General features: G+C 62.0%; 18 protein-coding genes and 2 pseudogenes. 10 read left to right on the top strand and 10 right to left on the bottom strand.

The annotated features are described in order from the left end of the window. Positions 1-4 precede the first annotated feature (4 nt). The 7 genes from HKK80_RS02435 to HKK80_RS02405 all read right to left on the bottom strand — a co-directional run bounded on the left by HKK80_RS02435 (position 5) and on the right by HKK80_RS02405 (position 7,383). Entirely contained in the window at positions 5-1,546 is a 1,542-nt protein-coding gene (locus HKK80_RS02435) for a hypothetical protein (RefSeq protein ID WP_411798025.1), read from the bottom strand. After that, positions 1,546-3,063: a DUF58 domain-containing protein gene (locus HKK80_RS02430; protein WP_411798024.1), complete on the bottom strand. Its 1,518-nt coding sequence runs from the start codon at positions 3,061-3,063 to the stop codon at positions 1,546-1,548. Before HKK80_RS02430 ends, HKK80_RS02435 begins: the two co-directional genes overlap by 1 nt. After that, a complete protein-coding gene (locus HKK80_RS02425; protein WP_411798023.1) occupies positions 3,060-3,779 on the bottom strand; it encodes a hypothetical protein in 720 nt (239 codons plus the stop codon). Before HKK80_RS02425 ends, HKK80_RS02430 begins: the two co-directional genes overlap by 4 nt. Further along, the gene (locus tag HKK80_RS02420) at positions 3,776-4,048 is read right to left on the bottom strand and encodes a DUF4129 domain-containing protein (protein WP_411798022.1); all 273 of its coding nucleotides are present in this window, start codon (positions 4,046-4,048) and stop codon (positions 3,776-3,778) included. The genes HKK80_RS02425 and HKK80_RS02420 overlap by 4 nt, the downstream gene beginning before the upstream one ends. Next, positions 4,045-6,567: a transglutaminase domain-containing protein gene (locus tag HKK80_RS02415; protein WP_411798021.1), complete on the bottom strand. Its 2,523-nt coding sequence runs from the start codon at positions 6,565-6,567 to the stop codon at positions 4,045-4,047. Before HKK80_RS02415 ends, HKK80_RS02420 begins: the two co-directional genes overlap by 4 nt. Before the next feature lie 175 nt (positions 6,568-6,742). After that, positions 6,743-7,120, bottom strand: a complete 378-nt coding sequence (locus HKK80_RS02410) for a cox cluster protein (protein ID WP_411798020.1) — start codon at positions 7,118-7,120, stop codon at positions 6,743-6,745. Between the two features lie 59 nt (positions 7,121-7,179). Then, positions 7,180-7,383, bottom strand: a complete 204-nt coding sequence (locus HKK80_RS02405) for a hypothetical protein (protein ID WP_411798019.1) — start codon at positions 7,381-7,383, stop codon at positions 7,180-7,182. A gap of 170 nt (positions 7,384-7,553) precedes the next feature. Here HKK80_RS02405 and HKK80_RS02400 point away from each other — a divergent pair, with 170 nt between their 5' ends. From HKK80_RS02400 to HKK80_RS02365, 8 genes are all read left to right on the top strand, one after another. Beyond that, entirely contained in the window at positions 7,554-7,790 is a 237-nt protein-coding gene (locus tag HKK80_RS02400) for a hypothetical protein (RefSeq protein ID WP_411798018.1), read from the top strand. Further along, positions 7,790-8,149, top strand: coding sequence for a type II toxin-antitoxin system PemK/MazF family toxin (locus HKK80_RS02395; protein ID WP_411798017.1), 360 nt, complete (start codon positions 7,790-7,792; stop codon positions 8,147-8,149). Before HKK80_RS02400 ends, HKK80_RS02395 begins: the two co-directional genes overlap by 1 nt. Positions 8,150-8,209: 60 nt before the next feature. Continuing rightward, on the top strand, positions 8,210-9,319 hold the full coding sequence (locus HKK80_RS02390; RefSeq protein WP_411798016.1) for an OBG GTPase family GTP-binding protein: 1,110 nt from the start codon (positions 8,210-8,212) through the stop codon (positions 9,317-9,319). 94 nt (positions 9,320-9,413) lie between these two features. Further along, positions 9,414-9,725 (top strand): hypothetical protein, encoded by a 312-nt coding sequence (locus HKK80_RS02385; RefSeq protein ID WP_142442705.1) that lies wholly within the window; start codon positions 9,414-9,416, stop codon positions 9,723-9,725. Then, positions 9,722-10,234 carry a hypothetical protein gene (locus HKK80_RS02380; protein ID WP_411798015.1) on the top strand — a complete coding sequence of 171 codons (513 nt, stop codon included), beginning with the start codon at positions 9,722-9,724 and terminating at the stop codon, positions 10,232-10,234. Before HKK80_RS02385 ends, HKK80_RS02380 begins: the two co-directional genes overlap by 4 nt. After that, positions 10,231-10,698 carry a TIGR04206 family protein gene (locus HKK80_RS02375; RefSeq protein WP_411798014.1) on the top strand — a complete coding sequence of 156 codons (468 nt, stop codon included), beginning with the start codon at positions 10,231-10,233 and terminating at the stop codon, positions 10,696-10,698. The genes HKK80_RS02380 and HKK80_RS02375 overlap by 4 nt, the downstream gene beginning before the upstream one ends. A 44-nt stretch (positions 10,699-10,742) precedes the next feature. Next, positions 10,743-11,537: a VOC family protein gene (locus HKK80_RS02370; RefSeq protein WP_411798013.1), complete on the top strand. Its 795-nt coding sequence runs from the start codon at positions 10,743-10,745 to the stop codon at positions 11,535-11,537. Between the two features lie 61 nt (positions 11,538-11,598). Next, the gene (locus tag HKK80_RS02365; RefSeq protein ID WP_411798012.1) at positions 11,599-12,705 is read left to right on the top strand and encodes a tubulin/FtsZ family protein; all 1,107 of its coding nucleotides are present in this window, start codon (positions 11,599-11,601) and stop codon (positions 12,703-12,705) included. A 4-nt stretch (positions 12,706-12,709) separates the two neighbouring features. On the opposite strand, the gene HKK80_RS02360 is transcribed toward HKK80_RS02365, so the two are convergent. Both HKK80_RS02360 and HKK80_RS02355 read right to left on the bottom strand, forming a co-directional pair. Further along, positions 12,710-15,211, bottom strand: coding sequence for an efflux RND transporter permease subunit (locus tag HKK80_RS02360; RefSeq protein ID WP_411798011.1), 2,502 nt, complete (start codon positions 15,209-15,211; stop codon positions 12,710-12,712). Next, positions 15,212-16,519 (bottom strand): COG1361 S-layer family protein, encoded by a 1,308-nt coding sequence (locus tag HKK80_RS02355; RefSeq protein WP_411798010.1) that lies wholly within the window; start codon positions 16,517-16,519, stop codon positions 15,212-15,214. Positions 16,520-16,816: 297 nt separating this feature from the next. Between HKK80_RS02355 and HKK80_RS02350 the strand changes: the two genes are divergently transcribed. Both HKK80_RS02350 and HKK80_RS02345 read left to right on the top strand, forming a co-directional pair. Further along, positions 16,817-19,084 (top strand): S8 family serine peptidase, encoded by a 2,268-nt coding sequence (locus tag HKK80_RS02350; protein WP_411798009.1) that lies wholly within the window; start codon positions 16,817-16,819, stop codon positions 19,082-19,084. A gap of 11 nt (positions 19,085-19,095) precedes the next feature. After that, a pseudogene (locus HKK80_RS02345) lies at positions 19,096-19,391 on the top strand (RNA-guided endonuclease TnpB family protein); the annotation flags it as partial. A gap of 134 nt (positions 19,392-19,525) precedes the next feature. On the opposite strand, the pseudogene HKK80_RS02340 reads toward HKK80_RS02345, so the two are convergent. Further along, a pseudogene (locus tag HKK80_RS02340) lies at positions 19,526-20,049 on the bottom strand (IS5 family transposase); the annotation flags it as partial. Positions 20,050-20,122 lie beyond the last annotated feature (73 nt).

Here is a 20,122-nt window from a genome sequence, read left to right as displayed (position 1 = left end):
GCGCTCAGCCGCGAATCCCGACGACGAGGATCAGTATCCCCACCGCCGCCGCAAGCACGCCGAGCAGCGTGCCGTCGGCGACGGTCAGCCGGTCGAGTGCGGTCGTGGAGAGTCCCCACGCGAGGGCGATCCCACCGCCGGCAAGGCCGAACGCCGAGATCGTATGCACCGCTTCGAGCTGGATCGATGCCGCCGCGTCGAGTTCGGTTCGCATCGTGACGCTTTGCTCGCCGACGCTCCAGACGAAGACGGAGATGGCGACGACGCCAGCGACGACGAGGATTCCGGCCCCGTAGACGCCGGCAGCGATCGCGCCGACAGCCAGGCCGGCACTCGCCAGCGCGCTGCCGGCCGTTCGCCTGGGGACGTACCGGATCGCGCCGCCGAGTGCGACGACGACGAGCGCGACCGACAGCAAGCTCATCGCCGCGACGATGACCGCCAGCACCACGCCGGTCGGCGTCAGCGCGCTTACTACCTGCTCGATTTGCGGCCGGTAGACAGCCGGCACGCGCGCCACTGCCTGCCCGACGAACGATCCACCGGCGACGGCGATAGCCACCGCGCTCGCCGCAGCCACTGGGATCGGCATCAGCCGGCTTACCGCGTTCGTTACGCGGCCGGTCGCCGCCTGCAATCCCCACAGTATCACCCCCATGAGGGCCAACAACCCGCTGACCTGTAGCAGCCCGCGACGGAGGCCATCGGTCTCCAGCACTCCGACCACCGGCTCGAACCGCCGTATCTCTATGAGGTCGGCCATGGCGAGGCCGACCGGGGACAGCGTCAGCAGGGTCATCACACCCCAGCCGATGTTGAGCCCCCGGTTCAGCCGGGTGAGCGTCGCCGCGACCGCCGCCTCCCGCGGCTGCGGCGAGAGCTCCACTATCGGGGCGACCCCGAGGGTGAGCTTCAGCACGCCGACGAAGACGGTGGCGACGCCCCAAAATGAGAGCAACACGGCCGCCGGCACCGGTGAGTCGAGAGCCGAGAGCGTGGGTAGCGCGCGCTCGATGCCGAGTACTGGCATCGACGCGAGCGCGTCGAGCCGGACGACGGCCACGCCGGCGAGGACGATCATCGGCCCGAGCACCGCCGTGTCGGTGTTCCGGAGGAGCCGCGTCGCCCCGCCCTCGCCGAACTTGCCGTCGAGCGTACCCACGACGCCGAACGTCGCCACCCCGGCGGCGAGGGCGACACCGACCTGCCCGATGGCGAGCCGAAGGATCGACTCGATCCCGACAACATCCGACTGAACCAACACCAACTGGACTAACACCCGGATCGGCGCGAGAACGGCGACGAGGACGAGAAGGCTCACCGCTGGCGCGAAAAGTGACGCCACCAGTCCGCCGACCGGGGTCTCCGTATCGCTGACCAGCATCGTGAGGCCAACGACGCCGCCCGCGACGGCGGCGACCAGCAGCGACTGGCGGCTGCCCGTGACGGTCGTCAGTAGCCAGATCCCCACGCCGACAGCAACCATCATAAGCAGCGACGTGGCCCGCGTTGTGTTCGGCTCCGGGAGGATGCCGCGCGAAGCCATTATCCTGCCCCCGGCCCGAGAATCCGGGCCAGTGCCGAGCGGAGGTTCTCATCGCTATCCCAGTCGATGACCGTCGCGCCGAGCAGGCGGAGTTGTTCGAGCCGAACTGCCCGCCCGAGTGCGACCGTTCGGCCGCCGACGGTCGCCGGCGTCGTCTGCGGCGAGAGGATTGTCACCTCGTGACCGTCGCCGCGGAGCGACTCGACGAGGTCGACCACCGGCTCGTCGGTCGCAGGCGTACAGAGCACCACCTGCGCACCGCCCGGAACCAGCGACCGCACTCGTCTCCACTCGTCGGCGGCGTCGGCCGGCTGTGTCGATTCACTTCCGGTATCGCCTGCTTGTGCCGATTCGCTGTTGTCGTCGCTCGCTCCCGCCGACCCACCCTCGCTGTCGGCTGTCTTGTTCGTTCCGGCCTCGCCGTCGACCTCGTCGGTCGATGCGTCGCCGCCGTCGGTCAGGTAGGCCGCCTCCGCGTCAGCGGAGCCGTCGGCGGCTGCGGCATCGTCGCCGTCGGCTGCCGCCCCCGGCTCGGCCGCCGGTTCGGCGTGCTGTGTCTCGCCGCCGCCCCCGGTTGCGGCCGCATTGCAGACGGCGGTAGCGTGGGCGGCGAAGGCGGTGCCGGCTTCCGGAGGAACCCACGCCGGCGGGCCAGTACCGGTCTGGGGATCGACGATACCGAGCGCGCCGAGCGACACCTCGTGGCCCTCCGAGATGAGCACGTTGAGGGCAATCGTCGCGGCGTAGGCACTCAGCGTCGCTCCGGTCGGCGAGGTCGGATCCGCGGCGGCGTGGGCCGGCTGGCGACTGTCGGTCAGGACGGTGATGTGGGCGGCGTGTTGCTCGCGATAGTCGATGGTCGCCAGCTCGCCGGTCTTGGCGTAGCTCCGCCAGTCGATCCGCGAGACGGGGTCTTCGGGCTGGTGGTCGCGGGTCGCGTAGAACTCGACGCCTGGGCCGCCGGTGTCGGTGGGGAGCTGGCCGGTGTAGTTCGTCGTCTGCTGGAGCGGGATCTCCTCGATGTCGACCTGGCACTCAAAGGCTGTCTCGCCCGTTGCGGCCAGCGTCTCGTCGACCAGCCGCGTCCCGTTGCTGTTGCGCGCCCTGACGGCCACATCGTCGAAAGCGTAGCTCCCCCGGTCGGCCTGTAGCGTGTAGCTGTGGCTGAACTCGCCGCCGGCCGACACTGCACCGGCGGCTCGCGGCGAGCCCGCCGTGACGCCGAGTTCCTCCGGGACGCCGTCAACGAGACGGAGATCGGAGATCGACCGTTCGCCGGTGTTCTTGACGGTGAGCGTCACCTCGACCGGCTGGCCGGGCAGCGGCGTCGGCGGCGACAGCTCGCGGTTGATTTCGACTGTGCCGTCGACGGTCGGCGTCGTCGAAAGCGTCCCCTGCAGCACGAATACCAGCGGGACGACAGCCGTGAGCACGAGCGCGATGCTCCCGGTGGCGATCCCGGCGGCGACGAGTATCAACACGTAGGCGCGCATGCTGGCGAACCGGGTGATCCTCATTGCTCGCCCTCCCCAGTTCGGACGCGTTCGTCTGTTTCGACTAGCCCCTCGTCGGATCGAAAGAGGCCCCGAACCCGCTCCAGTCGGCTCCGCGTTCGCTCGGGCGGCGCGAATCCGGTGAGCTCGGTTGCTGAGGCCGCCTCGACGGCCCGCAGCGCGCGTCGGATCCGGTACCGGTAGGCGTGGTCGGGGTAGAGCCAGTCGTAGAGCCGGTACCACAGCGGGAAGGCGACCGCGTCGGTCAGCGTCGCCGCCGCCACACGGTCGGTCGTCCACTCGCCGCTGTCGACGTAGGTCTCGGCGTCGCTGTCCTCGTGGGCTTCCTGGTAGAGCTGAATGAGCGTTCCTCTGAGCGACGACGTGATCGGATCCTCCAAGGGGTCAGGATCGGTGGCTCGCTGGTCGTATCGGCCGGTCATCGAGTCGCCGATCACGGAGACCTCACGGCTCGGCTCGGCGACCGACCGCTCGGCGAACGCGCCGGTCGGCTGGGAGGCCCCCCAGACCCATGCGGCCACGACGCCGAGCAGGCCGAGCAGCCCGCCGGCCGCCAGCACCGCCGTCCGCTGGCCGAGCGACGTCACGAACGACTCGATGGGGCGGATGACAGACGCTGGAAGGAGGTCGGGACTGTAGCCGACGGCGACGGCGAAGCCGAGGGTCACCGCGACAGCGACGAACAGCACAACGGTACGGGCGGAGACGAGGCGACTCATTCGTCGTCCTCCTCACTTCGAACCGACGACAGCGCGTCGCGAGCCAGATCCAGCCGCGATTCGTCGGGCGACTCGCGGCCGTACTCGACGGCACGATAAAGCTTGGTGAGATACGATACCGGCTGTCTGGGGAACCCCCGCTCGACGGCGTATTCCCGGATCTCGACGGGTGTCCGGGTCGACAGCCCTGGCGGCCGGACGACGCCGACGAACGCGCCCCACAGCGACCTGATCGTCTTCTGTTCTGCCGAGCGTGCCTGCGTCGTCATGTCACCTTCGCCCTCTGATGTGGCTCCGCGTCGGCGCAGCTGCTGTAGTTGCGCCGAAGCCACGCCACCAGTGCCGCCAGCGGCCGGCGAGGATCTAGCCGTTGGAGCAGCTCCGACAGCGATGTAGACAGCAACGTCGGCCACGCCCGGAGCCGGTCGGCGAGGGTGCTCGCTGCCGCCTCGAACCGCGCTGCGAGCCGGATCATGGCCGCCGTTAGCCGCCCCGGCAGCTGTCGCAGCCGGCCGACGACCGTCCCTATCGCAGCGCGGATCGTCCCTCGCGTGATCCCGTATCGGCGTGCGAGCGCGACCAGTCCGCCGACCACGATGGCCAGAGCGACAGCGACGCCGGCCGCGTTCCGATACAGCCCCGCGAGCTGTGTCTCGCCACGAACGCCGGTGACCGTGGCGGCGACCGTCGTCGACGGTGCGACCGGCAGCCCGAAGGCGACGGTGCCGTTGGCATTGGTCGTCCCAACCGTCTCGCCGTCGACATGTACCGCCACGCCACCGACCGGCTCCCCGAACCGACTTACGTTCGCCGTCGCCGGCACCCCTGGCAGCGCGATCCCGGTTGCCGGCGCGACCGACACGTTGGGCTCCAGCCGCGACTCGTCATCTCCGTCGTCTTCGTCACCCGGTTCGGCAACGGTGAACCTCGTCGTCGCGCGAACTGGCTCCCGCGTGACCGTCACGCGGTGGGAGCCGGCCGCAACGTCGGCCAGCGAGAACTCGTAGGTGCCCTCTCCCGTGGTTGTCCCGACGCGCGTGCCGTCGAGTGCGACGGTCGCCTCGGTAACCGGCACGTTGCCAACGGTGGTGACGACTGTCGCCGTCTCGCCGGCGGTCGGCTCGCCGAGAACCTCAACGGTCGCGTTCGTCTCCAGCGGGTAGGTTGCCGTTGAATCACCGTCGGCCTGCGGGACGGCACCGCCCGCGCCACTACCCGTAGAGCCGGAGCTGTCGATCCGGGCGGGCTCTGGGGTGAGCGTCGACAGCACTGCCGAGCCGACACCGGCGACCGACAGCGGGAGCATCGACGCACCGGCCGGAACCGAACGCGAAACGCTCCTGCTGTCTGCAGCCGCCTGCGCCGACAGCGAGGTACCACCATCGTCGGCAGCTGATGTCGCGGTCACCGAGCGGACGGCCTCGCGGTCGCCGTTTGCCCCGGCCGCCATGTCGTCGTATTTCGTCCCCGCCGGTTGGTCGCCGGCCTTGATCGTCACTTCTTCGGCATACGGCAGCGTCGTCGCCACGGTGCCGTCCGCGCCGCTCCAGCCGACCCGCTCGTCGTTGACGTAGACCGGAAGCCCCGAGACCGCACTGTTGTTTTTCGTCACGGACACCGCAACGGGCGCGCCGACGACGGCCGACCGGTTCAGGGAGAGTTCGTACGGCGGCTCCGGCGTCGACACCGGCAGCTCGCCGGCCGGTGTCGGGTCGAACCGAACCCAGCCGACGCCATCGATGTAGACCTCGACCCACGCGTGGGCTCTGTCGCTGGTGACGAGATACTCGTCGTCGCCGACCGGCTCGCCGGGCGCGAAGCCGACGACGTACCGCGAGGGGATGTCCTGCGTGCGGAGCATCACCGCCATGGTCGTTGCGAAATGCTGGCAGTATGCGGCATCGACCTCGAACAGCAGCTGTTCGGCGATCGGCTCGCTCGGGTCAATCGACGTGTTCAGTGAGTAGCCCCGGTTCGTTTTGAGCCATTGCTGAACGGCCTGCGCCCGCTCGTACTGCGAGTCGGCACCAGCGACGATTTCGCTCGTGCGCTCGGCGATGCGGTCGTCGGTACCGAGCGGGAGCTCGGTGTATTTCTCGCGGATATCCCTCGGCGTCCGCCCGCTTGCTTGCCGGAGCACCGCTGGGTCACGCGGCGGGGCCGCGCTCTCGGCGACGTAGCTCGTCCCCTCGGGCAGTGATCGCTCGCTTTGAATCCCACCGACGGTTGAGGCTGTCACCGAGGGCTCTGCCGCATCACCGGTGAATCGGATCGACTCCGGCTGCCACGCTGTCGGCAGCGACCGCCCGCCCTGTAGCATCGTCACCCGGTAGCTGAACCGGTCGTCGTCCCGCGTCAGGTCGTCGTTCGGGACGCCCGACGACAACGGCTGTCGCTCGACGGACTGCTCCCAGCCCGTGCCTGTGTACTGGCTGTATGCAGTCTGTCGCCAGTAGGTGTTGACCGGTGATTCGACTGTGAACAACGGCACTCGATTCGCCCCAGAGAGCCCCCCGCTGAGCTGGGTCTCCGCCGGCGGCTGCGAGAGCGATCCGCCGGCCAGCCCACCGGGCGCGCCGATGTCGGGGAACTGCCCCGTCCCTTGTCCGCCGGCGGTATTGCCGCTCCCACCGCCCGACATCTGGGGTATTTGCGACCCTGGCAGTCCATCCGGGAGACTGCTGCTGCTCAGCAGCGATACGGTAGGGAGAAACGCAGCCGACAGCACCACCGCGACTACCGCCGCGACAACGAACGCGGCCTCGCCGAGTCGTCTTCCGTCGGCCATGAACTTGATGTCTTCTCGTCCGGATTTCGCTTAAACGTTGCTCCTATCTGTCGGCTTCGATCATCAAACCAAACGCGTCGTTGCTGTCGGGCTTGAAATCGGCTCAGCAGCTTGAATACTCGTTACTACTATCAGACTGAGACGCGTATGCGCTGAAGGATGAGAGTAAGATAGTTTACGCCGGTCGTTGTCGTTTCGGAACAAGCAACGTGCCGGCGATCACGCCAGCGATGATGACAGCCCCGCTGGCCAACACGGCGTAGGCCCGCATCGTCATATCCGCGCCGACCTGCGGGTTGACATAGAGGATCGCCCCACCAAGGCCGAACAACAACACAGCCATCGCCCCGAGGGCACGCCACGGCGTGTTGATGTAGCCGGCCTCCTGGAGCATGCCGGCGACACAGCCACAGAACAACAGCAGCCCGCCGACAGCGATCGGCAACACATCAAAGACGAGGCCGATCTCCGAGATCGGCACGCCGAGGGCGATAAACAGCGGCCACGGGCTTGCCTTGCGGTACTGCTCGCTGAGTCCCGGCGTCTCGTCCATGGGTGTGTTAGTGGGTGCAGGCTAAAACGCGCTTCGGAAGCAACAGCGGGTGGTTGGGGCTACGGCAGCGTCACACCGTGTCGGCTCAGAAAGTCGCTGGCGGCTTTGATCTCGATGGGGCTGCCGATGATCCGGCACTGTTGGCCCTCCGGCTGGATAACAGTCACCGTGTGTTCGGCTTCGAGATCATCCTGAATCCCCTCCAGGGAACGACAGGGGAGTTCGATCTGCGTGCTGTCACGCAGTCGGGTTGGGTTCGGCATATCAGTTCGTCTGAATGTTAGACGGATAGCGTATAATCATATCGAAGTCGTTGTTCGGCCACTCTCGTGTGACCGATCCGCCGTTGCTCACGCCGCGTTGCCGACCGAATCTGTCGTCTCTGTCACCGTTCGCCGGTATCGTTTTCAGTACACATCTAATACACACGAGTATGGAGCGCAAGAATATCACGATCCGTGAGGATCAGGCCGCGTGGATCGACGCCACCGACCGCAACCTCTCGCAACTCGTCCAAGCGGCGATCGACGACGAGATGGGGCCCAGCGATGATGAACTGGCTGCGGCGTATCAGGCCAACGCCGAGGACGCTGCTGAGACGGCTGCCGCGTGGGCGGCGGCATCCACGGAGGCGACTGAACAGCTTGGCGAGCCACCGACTGACAGCTGATGGTTCGCCGTGGCGATATCGTCCGTGTCGACCTCGGCGGCCCGGACGACGATGACACTCGTGGAAGCGAACTCTACAAATCACGTCGAGCCGTCGTGATCCAAAACGACACCGGCAACGAGTTTGCCCCGACGACAATCGTCGCACCGCTCTCGAAGGGCCATACCGACTATCCGTTTCACGTCAACCTCTCTGGATCGATGCCCGAACTCGAAGTTGACTCCCATGTCCAACTTGATCAGATTCGGACCATCGATATCGAGCAACGGATCACCGATCACTTCGGCCGTGTGACTGACAGCCAGCTGGCTGATATCGACGACGCGATCCGTGTCTCACTGGGGTTGTTGGAGCGTTGAGCCAGCCCACGACTCCCCGAATGAACAGCCTTTTCGACGGCGATGGCCCACTGACCGATAATGGGACTGGAGGAGGAGATCGAATCGATCCGCGAGGAGATCGCCGAAACCCCGTACAACAAGTCGACAGAGGCCCATATCGGTCGACTGAAGGCGAAACTCGCCGAGAAGAAAGAAAAACTCGAAAACCAGTCCTCCGCCGGCGGTGGTGGCGGCTATGCCGTCGAGAAACACGGCGACGCTACCGTCGCGCTCGTCGGCTTTCCCAGCGTCGGCAAATCGACGCTGATCAACGCGCTGACCAACGCCGACAGCGAAACCGGCTCCTACGAATTTACGACGCTGGATGTCAACCCCGGGATGCTCAAGTATCGCGGCGCGAACATCCAGATTCTCGACGTCCCAGGCCTGATCGAGGGTGCGGCCGACGGACGTGGTGGCGGCCAAGAGGTATTGTCGGTCGTCCGCACTGCTGATCTCGCAGTGTTCATGCTCTCTGTCTTCGAGATCGACCAGTACGAACGCCTGCGCCAGGAACTCTACAACAACAACATCCGGCTGGATACAGAGCCACCGAGCATCCACATCCGTCAGCGACACAAAAACGGGATTCAGGTCAACAAAAGTGACAGCGTCAGCCTTGACGAAAACACGATCAAGGAAGTCCTCCGGCAGAACGGCTACGTCAACGCCGAGATCACGGTTCGCGGCGACCCCTCAATCGACGAGTTGGTTGATGGGATGATGGACAACCGCGTCTACATCCCCTCGATGGTCACGGTCAACAAGGCCGATCTGATCGATGAGGATTACCTGCCGACCGTCCACGAGAACCTTCGTGAGCACGATATTGACCCCGAAGAGTGTATCTTCATCAGTGCCGAAGAGGAGAAAGGCCTCGACGGCTTGACCGAACGGATCTGGGACGAACTTGGTCTCGTTCGGATCTACATGGACAAACCCGGCCGCGGCGTCGACTACGACGAACCGCTGGTGTTGCGAGAGGGCGATACTATCGGCGACGCCCTCGACAAGCTCGGCGGTGAGTTCGAGGATCGCTTTCGGTTCGCCCGCGTCAGCGGCCCGAGCGCGAAACACGACGACCAGCAGGTCGGAACCGACCACGAACTGGCCGACGAGGACGTATTGCGGATTATCAAGAGCCGATAACTGTTCCGTCCGAGCTGCTACTCGCTACCGTCCAAGCCGCTACTCGTTGCCGACGACCGACAAGCATACGTGATTGTGTGCACAATGTGTGTCTATGAGTTCGAGCACCCGCGTTCACTTTCGCGCCCCCGAGCGGCTGATCGAACAGGCCGACGCGCTCGCGGTCGCGGAGGACAAAAACCGGACGGATGTCCTCGTCGAAGCCCTCCGAACCTATCTCTCTGAGGCGAGCAATGAGGAGGCCGTTCAGCAGGCGATCGCGGACGCCTACTACGAAGATCGGCTTGATTTCGAGCAGACGAAAGCCATCGTCGGCACGGAGACGGCCCAGAACTTCCGGCTACTCAAACAGCAGCTGTCGGATGACTCGCTCAGCGAGGAGCTCGCCGACGCTATCGACGAATGAAGCTGGTCGCCGACACGTCAGGGCTCGTAAGTATCGCAAGCACCCCCAAGGCGCGACAGGAGCTGTTACCGCTGCTGCTGGATAGCTACGAGGTGACCGTTCCCCAGCAGGTCATCGACGAACTCGAAACTACCGCCCAGTACGACGACGACCACGCGACCGCCGCGAGCGCGGTTCTTGACAACAAGCCACGACTCGCGGTTGCGACGGTCGAGCTTGATTCGACGTTCCCGCTCGATGACGGCGAAAACGCGGTCGTCCAGCTGGCCAACAGTCTCGACGCGCCGTTCTGCTACTGCGACGAGTACAACCGGCTCTCGCTGATCCACGCCTCGCTGTCGGCGACACGACTCGTGACAACACCGCGGCTGCTCAAGGCGTTTGTCAGTGCCGGGCTGATCTCGAACGATACTGCCATGGAGCTGCTGGCGGGGATTGAAGATGTGCGGAGTTGGAACGGCAACGCGTATGTACAGCAGGCGACACGGCTCTTTGAGGAGCCCGAATGAATCGATCCTCGCGTCCCGCCGTGGTCGCACTCCTCGCACTCGCCGTTGTCCCGTGGGTCGTCCAACTCAATGGGCCCGGTGATCTCACGGCGGTGATGAGTTGGGGCCTGCTCAACACAAACCCGTGGCACGCGCTGCCGCTCCCGAGCTATTTCGGTGAAACACAGGGGCTCGAAACGTTGCCGTGGTCACTCCAGGTCTGGCCGCTCGGGTTTGGGTTCTACTGTGGCGCGTTGGTGAGTGCGGCCAGCGGCGTCGTCTTCGAGCGGGAGGACGTGCGGGTAACCGTCGGGCTGCTCGCGCTATCGGCGATCACCTCGGTCATCGTCTGGTGGGGACTGCTCGGCCGCGGAGCCGCCGGGACGATCCCGGTCGGCGTGGTTGCGATGGCGATGGTGGGCTGGTGGTTCTACTACCCGGTACTGGATTCACTCGGCGCGCCGCCCGCCCCGCCACGGGAGTAGCCGTCCCGGTATCCTTTTCGCGTTGGCGGCCCCACTTTCGGTGTATGACTGGGACACTCGATCACGTCATGATGCGGGTCGCGGATCTGGAAACGTCGCTTGACTGGTATCAGACCCATCTCGACTACGAGGAGAAAGACCGCTACGAGGGCGACGGGTTCACGATCGCCTATCTCGGCCCCGAAGACATGCACGACGACGGGGCGATGCTCGAACTCACCGAAAACGACGACGATATGGAGTACGAGATGGGCGACGCGTGGGGCCACATCGCCGTGCGCGTCCCCGAAGGTGAACTCGAAGCCTACTATGAGCAGCTGATGGACGAGGGTGTCGACGACTACCGGGATCCCGAATCCTGTGGTGGCTCGTATGCGTTCGTCAAGGATCCCGACGGCCACGAGGTCGAGATCGTCCAGCGCGAGTACGGCGCGCTGTGGTCGCTGGATCATACGATGATCCGCGTTGAGGACGCCGACGAGGCCCTCGGCTTCTGGACGCGAAAGTTCGAGTACGTCGAGCCGCGCTCGCGGTGGGAGGCCAGCTCCTTTGCGAACTACTTCATGGCACCTGAAGACGACGCCGACGAGGCGATGTGGCTCGAACTCACCTACAACTATGACGGCCGAGGGTACACGATGGGCGACGCCTGGGGCCATCTCGCTGTCCGCGTCGACAACCTCCAAGACGACTGGGAACAGCTCATGTTGCGCGAGGCTGACGACTATCGTAGCCCCGAGGAGTGTGACAACCGCTATGCGTTCACCCGCGATCAGGACGGCCACGAGATCGAGCTGATCGACCGCGATCCCGCGGGCGACTCGCTGTTCCCGTTCTAACTGATCGACGATCCCCGCGTCCGGGCGCATTCTTTTTGCGATACCGCTGTGAGAAGCAGGTATGAAGCTGACAGTCTGTGGGTTTGGCGGGGCTGGCTGTCGGATCGCCGACCGGCTTGTGGCGGCTGACGGCGATCGCTCGCGGTCGTTCGTCGTCGACAGCGTCGCCCTCGATACCGACCAGCGTGATCTGTCGAGTCTGGCGGCGATCCCGGATGACCGACGCCATCTCTACGGGGTCATCGAGGCCGAGGGGGCTGGCGTCGAGGGCGACCGTAGCGTCGGTGCGGCGGCGGCCGACTCCGAGGCGACCGAACTGGCCAACGCCGTCGACGATGCGATCTCCTCGCAGACCGACGCGATCCTCTGTTGTGTCGGCCTCGCCGGCGGCAGCGGCGCGACCGCCCTCCCGCGGATCGCCGACGAGCTGCGGCGTGTCTACGATGTTCCGGTCTACGGCCTTGGGATCTTGCCGGCGGGTTCGCCCACCGCCGACGATGGGTCGACGTCGACAGCCGCACGCAACACCGGTCGCGCGCTCGCCGATATCGGCGCGGCGACCGACGCGCTGCTGCTGTTCGACAACGAGCTATGGCTTGGCTCCGGTGACAGCGACACCGACCCCGACACCCGAGCCGACCTCAACGAGACGCTGACAACGCGGGTCGCCGCGCTGTTTGCGGCCGGCGAGGGCGATCACGACCGCCAGATCGCCGAGCGCGTCGTCGACGCCTCCGAGGTACAGAACACCTTCGCTGCCGGCGGGATCGCCACCATCGGCTACGCCAGTCAGACGATTGAGCGACCAACGGAGTCCCGCTTCGGGCTTGGGATCCTCGAACAAGAGGGCGAGATCGACGACACAACTGCGATCAAAGCCATCGAGACGACCTCCCGGCGAGCGGTTCGCGGCAAGCTGACCGTCGAGATCGACCGCGAGTCGGTGCAACGCGGGTTGTTGATCGTCGGTGGGCCACCTGACTGGCTCAATCGCCGGGCGGTCTCGGATGCCCGCTCGTGGCTGGCCCAGGAAACCGGCAGCGTCGAGATTCGCGGCGGCGATATGCCCGATCCCGACGGCGACACGATCACGATGATCGCGCTGTTAACAGGTGTTGGATCGTGCCCGCGCGTGCAGGCATTCCGTGCGGCGGCCGATCGCGGGTAGGTGATTACTCGTCGTAGCTCGGGAACTGTGGCGTGCTGTTCGTCTGCTCCCATAGCCAGTCGCGGAGCGAGCCACCCTGATCGTATCGCGCCCAGACGTAGGCGGCCGAGGGGAAGACGACGATCGCGGTGACAAAGGAGTAGAAGACGCTGACCGCCATCAGCAACCCGAACTGTCCGAGGATCGGCGAGATGGCAAGCACGAGTGCGCCAGTTCCGATCGAGGTGGTCAGCATGCTGCCGACGAGCGCGCCACCGGTTCCTTGGAGGGTGATCTTGAGGCTTGTATCGGTGCTTGCGCCGGCGGTGTACTCGTCGATAAACCGGTGGGTCATATGCACCGAGTAGGCGACGCCAACGCCGACAGTGATCGAGAGAATCGTCGCTGTGACGGCGTTGAGTGAGAGGCCGAGTACCCGCATCGTTGCCAGCAACACTGCGACTGTCACAAGGATCGGCAAGACGTTGACGACACCGAGCAGGGGTTTCCGGTCGAGCAGCCAGTAGACGCCGACAAGGAAGACCCCGGTCAGCCCGATGGCGAGAAACAAACTCTGGAACGCCGACTGGAAGATGAGATCGGTGACCGCTTGGAAAACGACGATCGTTCCGGTAGCGGTGGCGGCATACCGGAAGTCTTCGGTGTATTCTCTGGAGTCGGCGGTGATCTCGCCTTGGGAGGCGTCGGATTCGACAGCGAACTCAACGCGGATCGCTCGCCGATCGTCGGTGAGATATTCGTCGGCGCGGTCGGCCGCCGGCGAGGCTTCGAGGGCGTCGTAGATCTGTTCGAGGTTGCGGTCGGGGACACCGTTGCCATCGCGGTCGTTGCGGGCGACGAGGGCGGCAAACTCCGGATCACGATCGGCGTAGTCGTCGATGACAGTGATGATACTCGTCGTCTTCGCGCGGTTGTCGGTTGTCAGATAGGTGTCCGGCGGCTCCTTGGTTGTTCGATACACCGACTCAAGGGCCGAATCACGGGTGAACGGCCCCTCGATATACATCGTGATCTGGTCGTCGTTGCCGGCGGCGAAGTTGTCCTCGATGAAGTTGATGCTGCCAGCGGCAGTGTACTCACTCGGCGCAAACGGATCAGGGAGGTTCTCGATGTACTCCGGCAGGTCTTCCGGCGGGAGGAAGTCCTCCTGTTCGAAGCTTCGGTCGACGCCGGCTCCGTAGGCGGCGGCCCCCCCAGAGATGACCAAGAAGAGGAGGAGCAACGTGATCGGTGCGCGCTTCGAGACGGTTGCCACGGCCGGCAACGCGCGTCCAAGGATCGATTCCTCGGTTGCCAGCGGCGACGAGCCAAAGCTCGGGATGTTGAACCGCTTGCGGTTGCGGTCGGCGATGATCTTCGCCGACGGCAGGAAGAAGCTGAAGATGAGGAACGTGAAGATGATGCCGACGCTGGCGACGATCGCAAAGTTGCGGGTCGGCTCAAAGTTGCTTGTCAGATTTGCGCCAAAGCCGAAGACGGTGGTGACGGTGACGATCAGAAAGGCAACCGCCAGCTGGCTGTTGGTGATCGTCATCGCCTCGCGGACATCGAACCCGCGGCCCTTCTCTTCGCGGTAGCGGTTGACGATGTGGATGCCGAAATCGATGCCGACCGCAAGCAGGAGGATCGGCACCGAGATCATATTCTGGTCGAAGGGGATCCCAGCATAGCCGATGAAGCCGAACGTCCACAGCAGCGTCATCACCAGCGCGATCAGCCCAAGGATCAGATCGAACGGATCGCGGTAGGCGACGATCAAAAACAGCAAGATCAGGCCGAGCACCGCGGGCATGACGATCCCGAGGGAGTCGCCGATGACGTTTGCGGTCTCGCTGTTGGTGATCCCCAGGCCGAAGACGCGGATGTCGCCGTCACTTCGGTCGGCGATCTCTTTGACGCCAAGCTGAACCTCTTGGAGGTTGTCGCCTTCGGGTGGGAATGAGTGGGTGAGAACCGTTATCGACGCGCCCGCACTCGCCGCCTGTCGGTTGAAATCCTCCGAGACGAGTGCCTGAAAGCCGGGGCTGTCGGCACTGGCGCGAACCGCGGTTTGGATCTCGCGTTCGCTGGCGCGGCTGATCGCCCGGCGTTGGGCCGCGTAGCTCTCGGCGTCGGGGTCGAGCTGTTGGGCGATGATCGTCGCCGGCCCGGTGGCGTCTGTCAGCCGAAGCTCCGCGCGCTCGTTGGTGCGTTCGATAATCGCCAGCGAGCGCAGCAGTGCCGGCTTGCTGAGGGCGTTTTGGCTGTCTTGGAGCAGTTGGGTCGACTCCTCGTCGTCGCCGAAGGTCGCGCCGAACTCCTCGTTGACAGCGTCAAGGGCTTCTTGGGCGTCGATATCCTCGGAGAAGGCATCCGACTGATCCTCGACCGTCTGGATCATTCCGATGCCGCCGACCAGGAAGGCGGTGACCGCCAGAAAGGCGACGACAACAGCCACTGGTCGCCCAAGGATGAGGCTGTTGAGCGCGTTGAGCGACGGTTCGAGGTCGAGGCCGCGGTCGGCCATCTACTCGTCTCGCAGCCCGCCGAGGTCGTTGAGCTCGCCGCCGCTGCGCCGCCAGAGGAACGCGCCGATCCCGGCGACAACGAGCAGCCCGAGCAGGAGCGGGACGATCGGTGAGCCGCCGCCGTCGTCGGCGGGTTCGGTGACGCTGACCGCCAGCCGGTAGCTGTCGGTGAGCTTGCTGTCGCCGTCGGCGTCGGTGTACCGGAAGTCCATCGAGGCGGGGTAGTTCTTCAGCGTCGCGCCGCTGGCCGCGCTCAGATCGACGGTGACCGTGGTGGTCTCACCGGGATCGAGCTCGGTGGTGAACGTCTCGTCGTTGGAGCTATCGAGTGGGTCGTCGGCGAACAGCTTGCCCTCGATGTCGGAGACCGGCTCACCGAGGTTGTTGGTGACCTCGATATCGAGGGCGCGGCTGCCGCCGGCCTCGATCGATGAATCGACGGGTTCGATCAGGAAGGCGTCGCGTTGGTTTGCTACGTCGACGCGGAACTCAGGGTCGTCGTCGGATTGGCGGATGCCGTTTTCGTCGCGGAACGTGACAGGGAGATCAAAGCGTTTGGGGACAGCCTCGGCGTCGCTGGTAACCTCAACGGGGATCGAGAACTGGGTTGACTCGCCAGCAGCGATGTCGCCGACAGCAACGTTACTTTCGAGGGCGACGACGGTTTCGCTTTCGGGGGCGAAGCTGACCTCGGCGTTGGCCGCGTCATCGCGGCCGACGTTTTCGAGTTGGCCGGTGATCTCGCCCTCTTCGCCGACCCGGAGGTTGCTGTCGAGTTCAGTGACCTCAAAGCGGGCGTCGTCGGTGATCGTGACGCGGATCGTTCGCTCAACGGAACGGGAGTTTTCTGAGGTCTGTGCGCGCAACGAGGGTGCGTCCCGTGCTTTGCTTGTGTAGCTGTAGTCGAGATTGACAGTGAGTGTATATGTGCCGGGGGATGCCGAGTCGGGAACCGTTAGATCGAACTCCGGGGTGCCGGTCTGTGATTCGGGCAGTTCGCCGATGCTTTGTTCGCCCGTTTCGACACCGATTGGTGTGCCGCCGGCATTGAGGCTGACAGCTACATCCCGAGCGGTGGTGACGTACTGGCGATCACTTGCACTGCCGCGCTGGAAATCACCCTCGTTACCGATCTGAACGGTGAGCGTTTCTTCGCTCCCGGGCGTGAGATCGTTGTTTGGAGCATAGGCGTTGAGTTCTGGGGAGCCGAGGGCATCGATCTCGCCGCTTTGGGCAGTGACACCAACAGAACTGCTTAGTACGATCAGGAATGCACAAATAAAAAGGAATATTCGACTTAGTCTCATTGTATACTTTGAATTTAAATTTTCAGTTTGTGATCCGTTTCTGACATCAGGTGTTTTTTCACAATCGAATAAAAAGTGTTGGTTCTTATTCGCTTGTTTGTTAGTCTGTTAGGTATTGTCGTTAAATTGGTGAGATGGCAAGCAACAGTTGCGATCTTAGACATAGTAATAGATCACCACCTGTTTACAAATGAGTTGTGAAACAACTAGTCTGTTGTTCGCGGTTTAAAATCGTCATCCTCGGCAACGATTGTCTATTTCGATACGCTAAAATCCTAGAAGGCGATTCATTAAAATATGGATATGGATAACTCTTGGAGATTGCTTCTTATTGTAGTTCTTTTTTCTGTTATTTTTATCCCCAGTGTGGTCGCGGCAAATGACTCTCCTGAAAAAGAGGCTACAACTACCTTTGAAATAAGTGACAGTGTCGCGGCAGCCACAGGCGAACAGACTGTTGTCGTGCGACTTACCGATCACTCATCGGCTGCTATCCGTACTACCGATACGACTAATCGATCTGAAATTATGAAAACTCACGCTGCCGCTACACAAAAACCGTTTCTTAAGTTTGCTGAAGGGAATCCGCATGTTGAAATTGATGATCGATTGTGGCTAACCAACGCAATCACCATTACCCTCGATACGGATGCGGTACCGCCCGAACAACTGGGAAAAATAGACAATGTCGAACAAATTCACGAAAATTATCAGATTGCTACAACTACCGCTACTACTGCAAACGCCTCTTTACGATCTTCTGCTATAGCTACTGAAAACCAAATGACTGTCTCTGCTGTTAATGATACCTCATCCATGAGTGGAATGACTGCTACTCGTGCGATTAAAAAGATCAATGTTCCAGATGTTTGGGATACATATGATACTCGTGGTGATGGAATCAACGTTGCTGTCGTCGACACTGGTGTTAATCCTAGTCATCCTGATATTAACATCGATGACAACAATTGGGTCTGTTACATTGATTGTTCTACCAACCCTGATGGGCCACATGACGTTGACGGTCACGGCACTCATGTCAGTGGAACGATTGTCGGCGGTAGCAGTAACGATGCGGGATTACATATTGGTGTTGCCCCAGAGGCAACGCTCATGCACGCGAAAGGGATCAACGACGACGGCCAAGGAACATTTACTACACTAACTAAAAGCATGCAGTGGGCGATTGATAATGATGCTGATGTGCTCAGCATGAGCCTTGGCACGCCTGGAATCAATGATGAGCTTATTGATCCCGTTCGGAATGCTCAAGATAGCGGTGTTGTTGTAATCGGTGCTGTTGGGAATAATGAAGCCGGAACAAGTACTGGCCCGGCAAATGTCTATGACACAACGGCAGTTGGATCCGTTGATGTTGAACCTTCCTTCCCAGAGGGTGTTGATTTTAGTGGAATCGAAGACAATACAATTTCTGACTTTTCGGGTGGAGAGGTAATTGAATCTGATGAGTGGTCGGATCCCCCAAATGAATGGCCGGCCTCTTACACTGTTCCTGATATAACTGCGCCAGGAGCTGTTATTTGGAGTGCAGACACCAAACTGGATACTCAAACCTGCGGTAATATACCGACCCAGGAACTCACCTGTCAACAAGGAAGTAGCATGGCAACCCCGCACGTTGCTGGAACCGTCGCATTGATGTTGTCTGCAGCTGAATCACAACTTTCGCCAACGGAGATACGATTTGCACTTCGATCCACAGCTGTTGATCTCGGTGCTGCTGATACCCGACAAGGTTCCGGTCGGATCAATGCGACAGCTGCTGTCGCTGCTGTGGTCGACAACACGAATACAGCTCCAACAGCTGTTTTCAATTACAGCCCCTCGTCGCCGGTGGTTGGGGAAGAAGTCACACTTAATGCGAGTGGTTCAGTTGATTCTGACGGAGAAATCGCCTCCTACGAGTGGGATATTGATTCAGATGGTACTACTGACACAACAGGCAAAATAACAACATATAGTTACTATGCTGCTGGAGAGTACGATATTAAACTGATTGTAACTGATAATGATGGAAAGAGTGTAAATACTACCAAGACAATTACTGTTAGTGACAATACGAATACAGCTCCAACAGCCGTCTTCAATTACAGTCCTTCGTCGCCGGTGGTTGGGGAAGAAGTCACATTTAACGCGAGTGGTTCAGTTGACCCTGATGGACAGATCACCTCCTACGAGTGGATGTTTGATGAAACTGGGTCGGTGAAGAGTGGTAAACAAATAGCTCATACGTACAACACCGCTGGCGAGTACACTGTAAAATTACTAGTAACAGACGATGGTGGAGCAACTACAAATACCACGCAAACAATCATTGTTACAAAACCAAGTGACATTCCTGATGAACTCGACTCGACAACTGTCAATGCTATTGTTGCTGAGGCTGGTGTAGCTGATTATTCTGAACTTACAACGCTCAATGTTCTTGACGCGTATGCGTCGTACCTGGCAGACGGCACCGTTGGCGGCCAATCATTGTCAAGCTCTCTTCCGATACTTGACACCTACGCTTACGCACTTGAGAACCCCAGCGAATTCAATTAATAACAGGGAGGAATCCTCCGAACACGTCGAGGGCGTGCCACGCCTGCGGTGAGCATGGCTATCGGCCACAACGGACGGCGTTCAGCTGCTCGAATTACGAATGTTGGGTTGGTGAGTATCAAGACACCGTGAACGGGGCGTAAACGTTGCAAACCGCTACGGTAGTGGAGAGAATAACCGCAAAAGCGACCGGGTTTCCAGTCAGAAGGCTGGTGCCGATGACTCAACCACGGATGGGGCTTCTTTGACCCAACAGGCCGCAACGATGGGTCTGAAATCCCGTGATTCCTCTACACATGAGGAGTAGGTCAATCACTGATATACGTCAAACCCTCCGTCACAATCCCTGGGCTTTCGGTTCCGACAGAGCGTCGAGACGCTTGTCCTTCGTGGGAAGGGCGGAATTCTCGGCTCTGTAGTTTCGGCATACGGCGGTTGATTTCACGGATATCGGACGCTCCGACGAAGGTTGTAGACGGCAGCTTTCAGTAGCATTTCTCGGAACTCTAACCACCAGCTTCGCGCACGCACGGCGGAGCCGAGCGTGCGCTTGATTGACGAGAAGACGGTTTCTGACATGGAACGCTGGTGATACCGATCACCGTTCATGCGGGCGTTATAGGCGTGATCAAGTGGATTCATGATCCGGTGTTTAATCAGCGGTCTGGTGCCGTTTTCGCGGAGTTCATCGCGGAAGGATTTCGCGTCGTACCCACGGTCTGCAGCGAGACTTCGCAGGTCGCCGGCGTTCGCCGGGCGACCTGCGGGCCGATCTTCGCATCGTGTTTCTTCGAGGTAGTTGAGTGGATGTCGGTGATGTACAGCGTTTCGACATCGACGAGTGCAGTAACTTTCAGTGCGCGAACGCGGTAGTTGGTGCGATTGGCGTAGTGCCGGCTGGGCTGATCGCGGTCGAAGCCAGTCGAATCGATAGCTGCGTGACCAGTGCGTTTCTCGGCTGTAATGATTAAGATAACTTTTGAAAGTCAAGGAATTTCTCACACCACCCCCTTGCGAAGCTGATTCGGTGCGTTATTT

The sequence above is a fragment of the Halonotius sp. F2-221B genome (assembly GCF_046719765.1).
Lineage (GTDB): Archaea > Halobacteriota > Halobacteria > Halobacteriales > Haloferacaceae > Halonotius.
The sequence above is the reverse complement of the archived record's forward strand: the minus strand, read 5'-3'. Positions and strand labels throughout refer to the sequence as shown.

What these genes read in the sequence shown, in the direction of transcription:
- HKK80_RS02385 (WP_142442705.1), top strand. Translation starts at nt 9,414, where the DNA reads ATGAGTTCGAGCACCCGCGTTCACTTTCGCGCCCCCGAGCGGCTGATC.
- HKK80_RS02395 (WP_411798017.1), top strand. Translation starts at nt 7,790, where the DNA reads ATGGTTCGCCGTGGCGATATCGTCCGTGTCGACCTCGGCGGCCCGGAC.
- HKK80_RS02380 (WP_411798015.1), top strand. Translation starts at nt 9,722, where the DNA reads ATGAAGCTGGTCGCCGACACGTCAGGGCTCGTAAGTATCGCAAGCACC.
- HKK80_RS02405 (WP_411798019.1), bottom strand. Translation starts at nt 7,383, where the DNA reads ATGCCGAACCCAACCCGACTGCGTGACAGCACGCAGATCGAACTCCCC.
- HKK80_RS02425 (WP_411798023.1), bottom strand. Translation starts at nt 3,779, where the DNA reads ATGAGTCGCCTCGTCTCCGCCCGTACCGTTGTGCTGTTCGTCGCTGTC.
- HKK80_RS02350 (WP_411798009.1), top strand. Translation starts at nt 16,817, where the DNA reads ATGGATATGGATAACTCTTGGAGATTGCTTCTTATTGTAGTTCTTTTT.
- HKK80_RS02375 (WP_411798014.1), top strand. Translation starts at nt 10,231, where the DNA reads ATGAATCGATCCTCGCGTCCCGCCGTGGTCGCACTCCTCGCACTCGCC.
- HKK80_RS02370 (WP_411798013.1), top strand. Translation starts at nt 10,743, where the DNA reads ATGACTGGGACACTCGATCACGTCATGATGCGGGTCGCGGATCTGGAA.
- HKK80_RS02355 (WP_411798010.1), bottom strand. Translation starts at nt 16,519, where the DNA reads ATGAGACTAAGTCGAATATTCCTTTTTATTTGTGCATTCCTGATCGTA.
- HKK80_RS02415 (WP_411798021.1), bottom strand. Translation starts at nt 6,567, where the DNA reads ATGGCCGACGGAAGACGACTCGGCGAGGCCGCGTTCGTTGTCGCGGCG.
- HKK80_RS02365 (WP_411798012.1), top strand. Translation starts at nt 11,599, where the DNA reads ATGAAGCTGACAGTCTGTGGGTTTGGCGGGGCTGGCTGTCGGATCGCC.
- HKK80_RS02410 (WP_411798020.1), bottom strand. Translation starts at nt 7,120, where the DNA reads ATGGACGAGACGCCGGGACTCAGCGAGCAGTACCGCAAGGCAAGCCCG.
- HKK80_RS02400 (WP_411798018.1), top strand. Translation starts at nt 7,554, where the DNA reads ATGGAGCGCAAGAATATCACGATCCGTGAGGATCAGGCCGCGTGGATC.
- HKK80_RS02435 (WP_411798025.1), bottom strand. Translation starts at nt 1,546, where the DNA reads ATGGCTTCGCGCGGCATCCTCCCGGAGCCGAACACAACGCGGGCCACG.
- HKK80_RS02390 (WP_411798016.1), top strand. Translation starts at nt 8,210, where the DNA reads ATGGGACTGGAGGAGGAGATCGAATCGATCCGCGAGGAGATCGCCGAA.
- HKK80_RS02420 (WP_411798022.1), bottom strand. Translation starts at nt 4,048, where the DNA reads ATGACGACGCAGGCACGCTCGGCAGAACAGAAGACGATCAGGTCGCTG.
- HKK80_RS02430 (WP_411798024.1), bottom strand. Translation starts at nt 3,063, where the DNA reads ATGAGGATCACCCGGTTCGCCAGCATGCGCGCCTACGTGTTGATACTC.
- HKK80_RS02360 (WP_411798011.1), bottom strand. Translation starts at nt 15,211, where the DNA reads ATGGCCGACCGCGGCCTCGACCTCGAACCGTCGCTCAACGCGCTCAAC.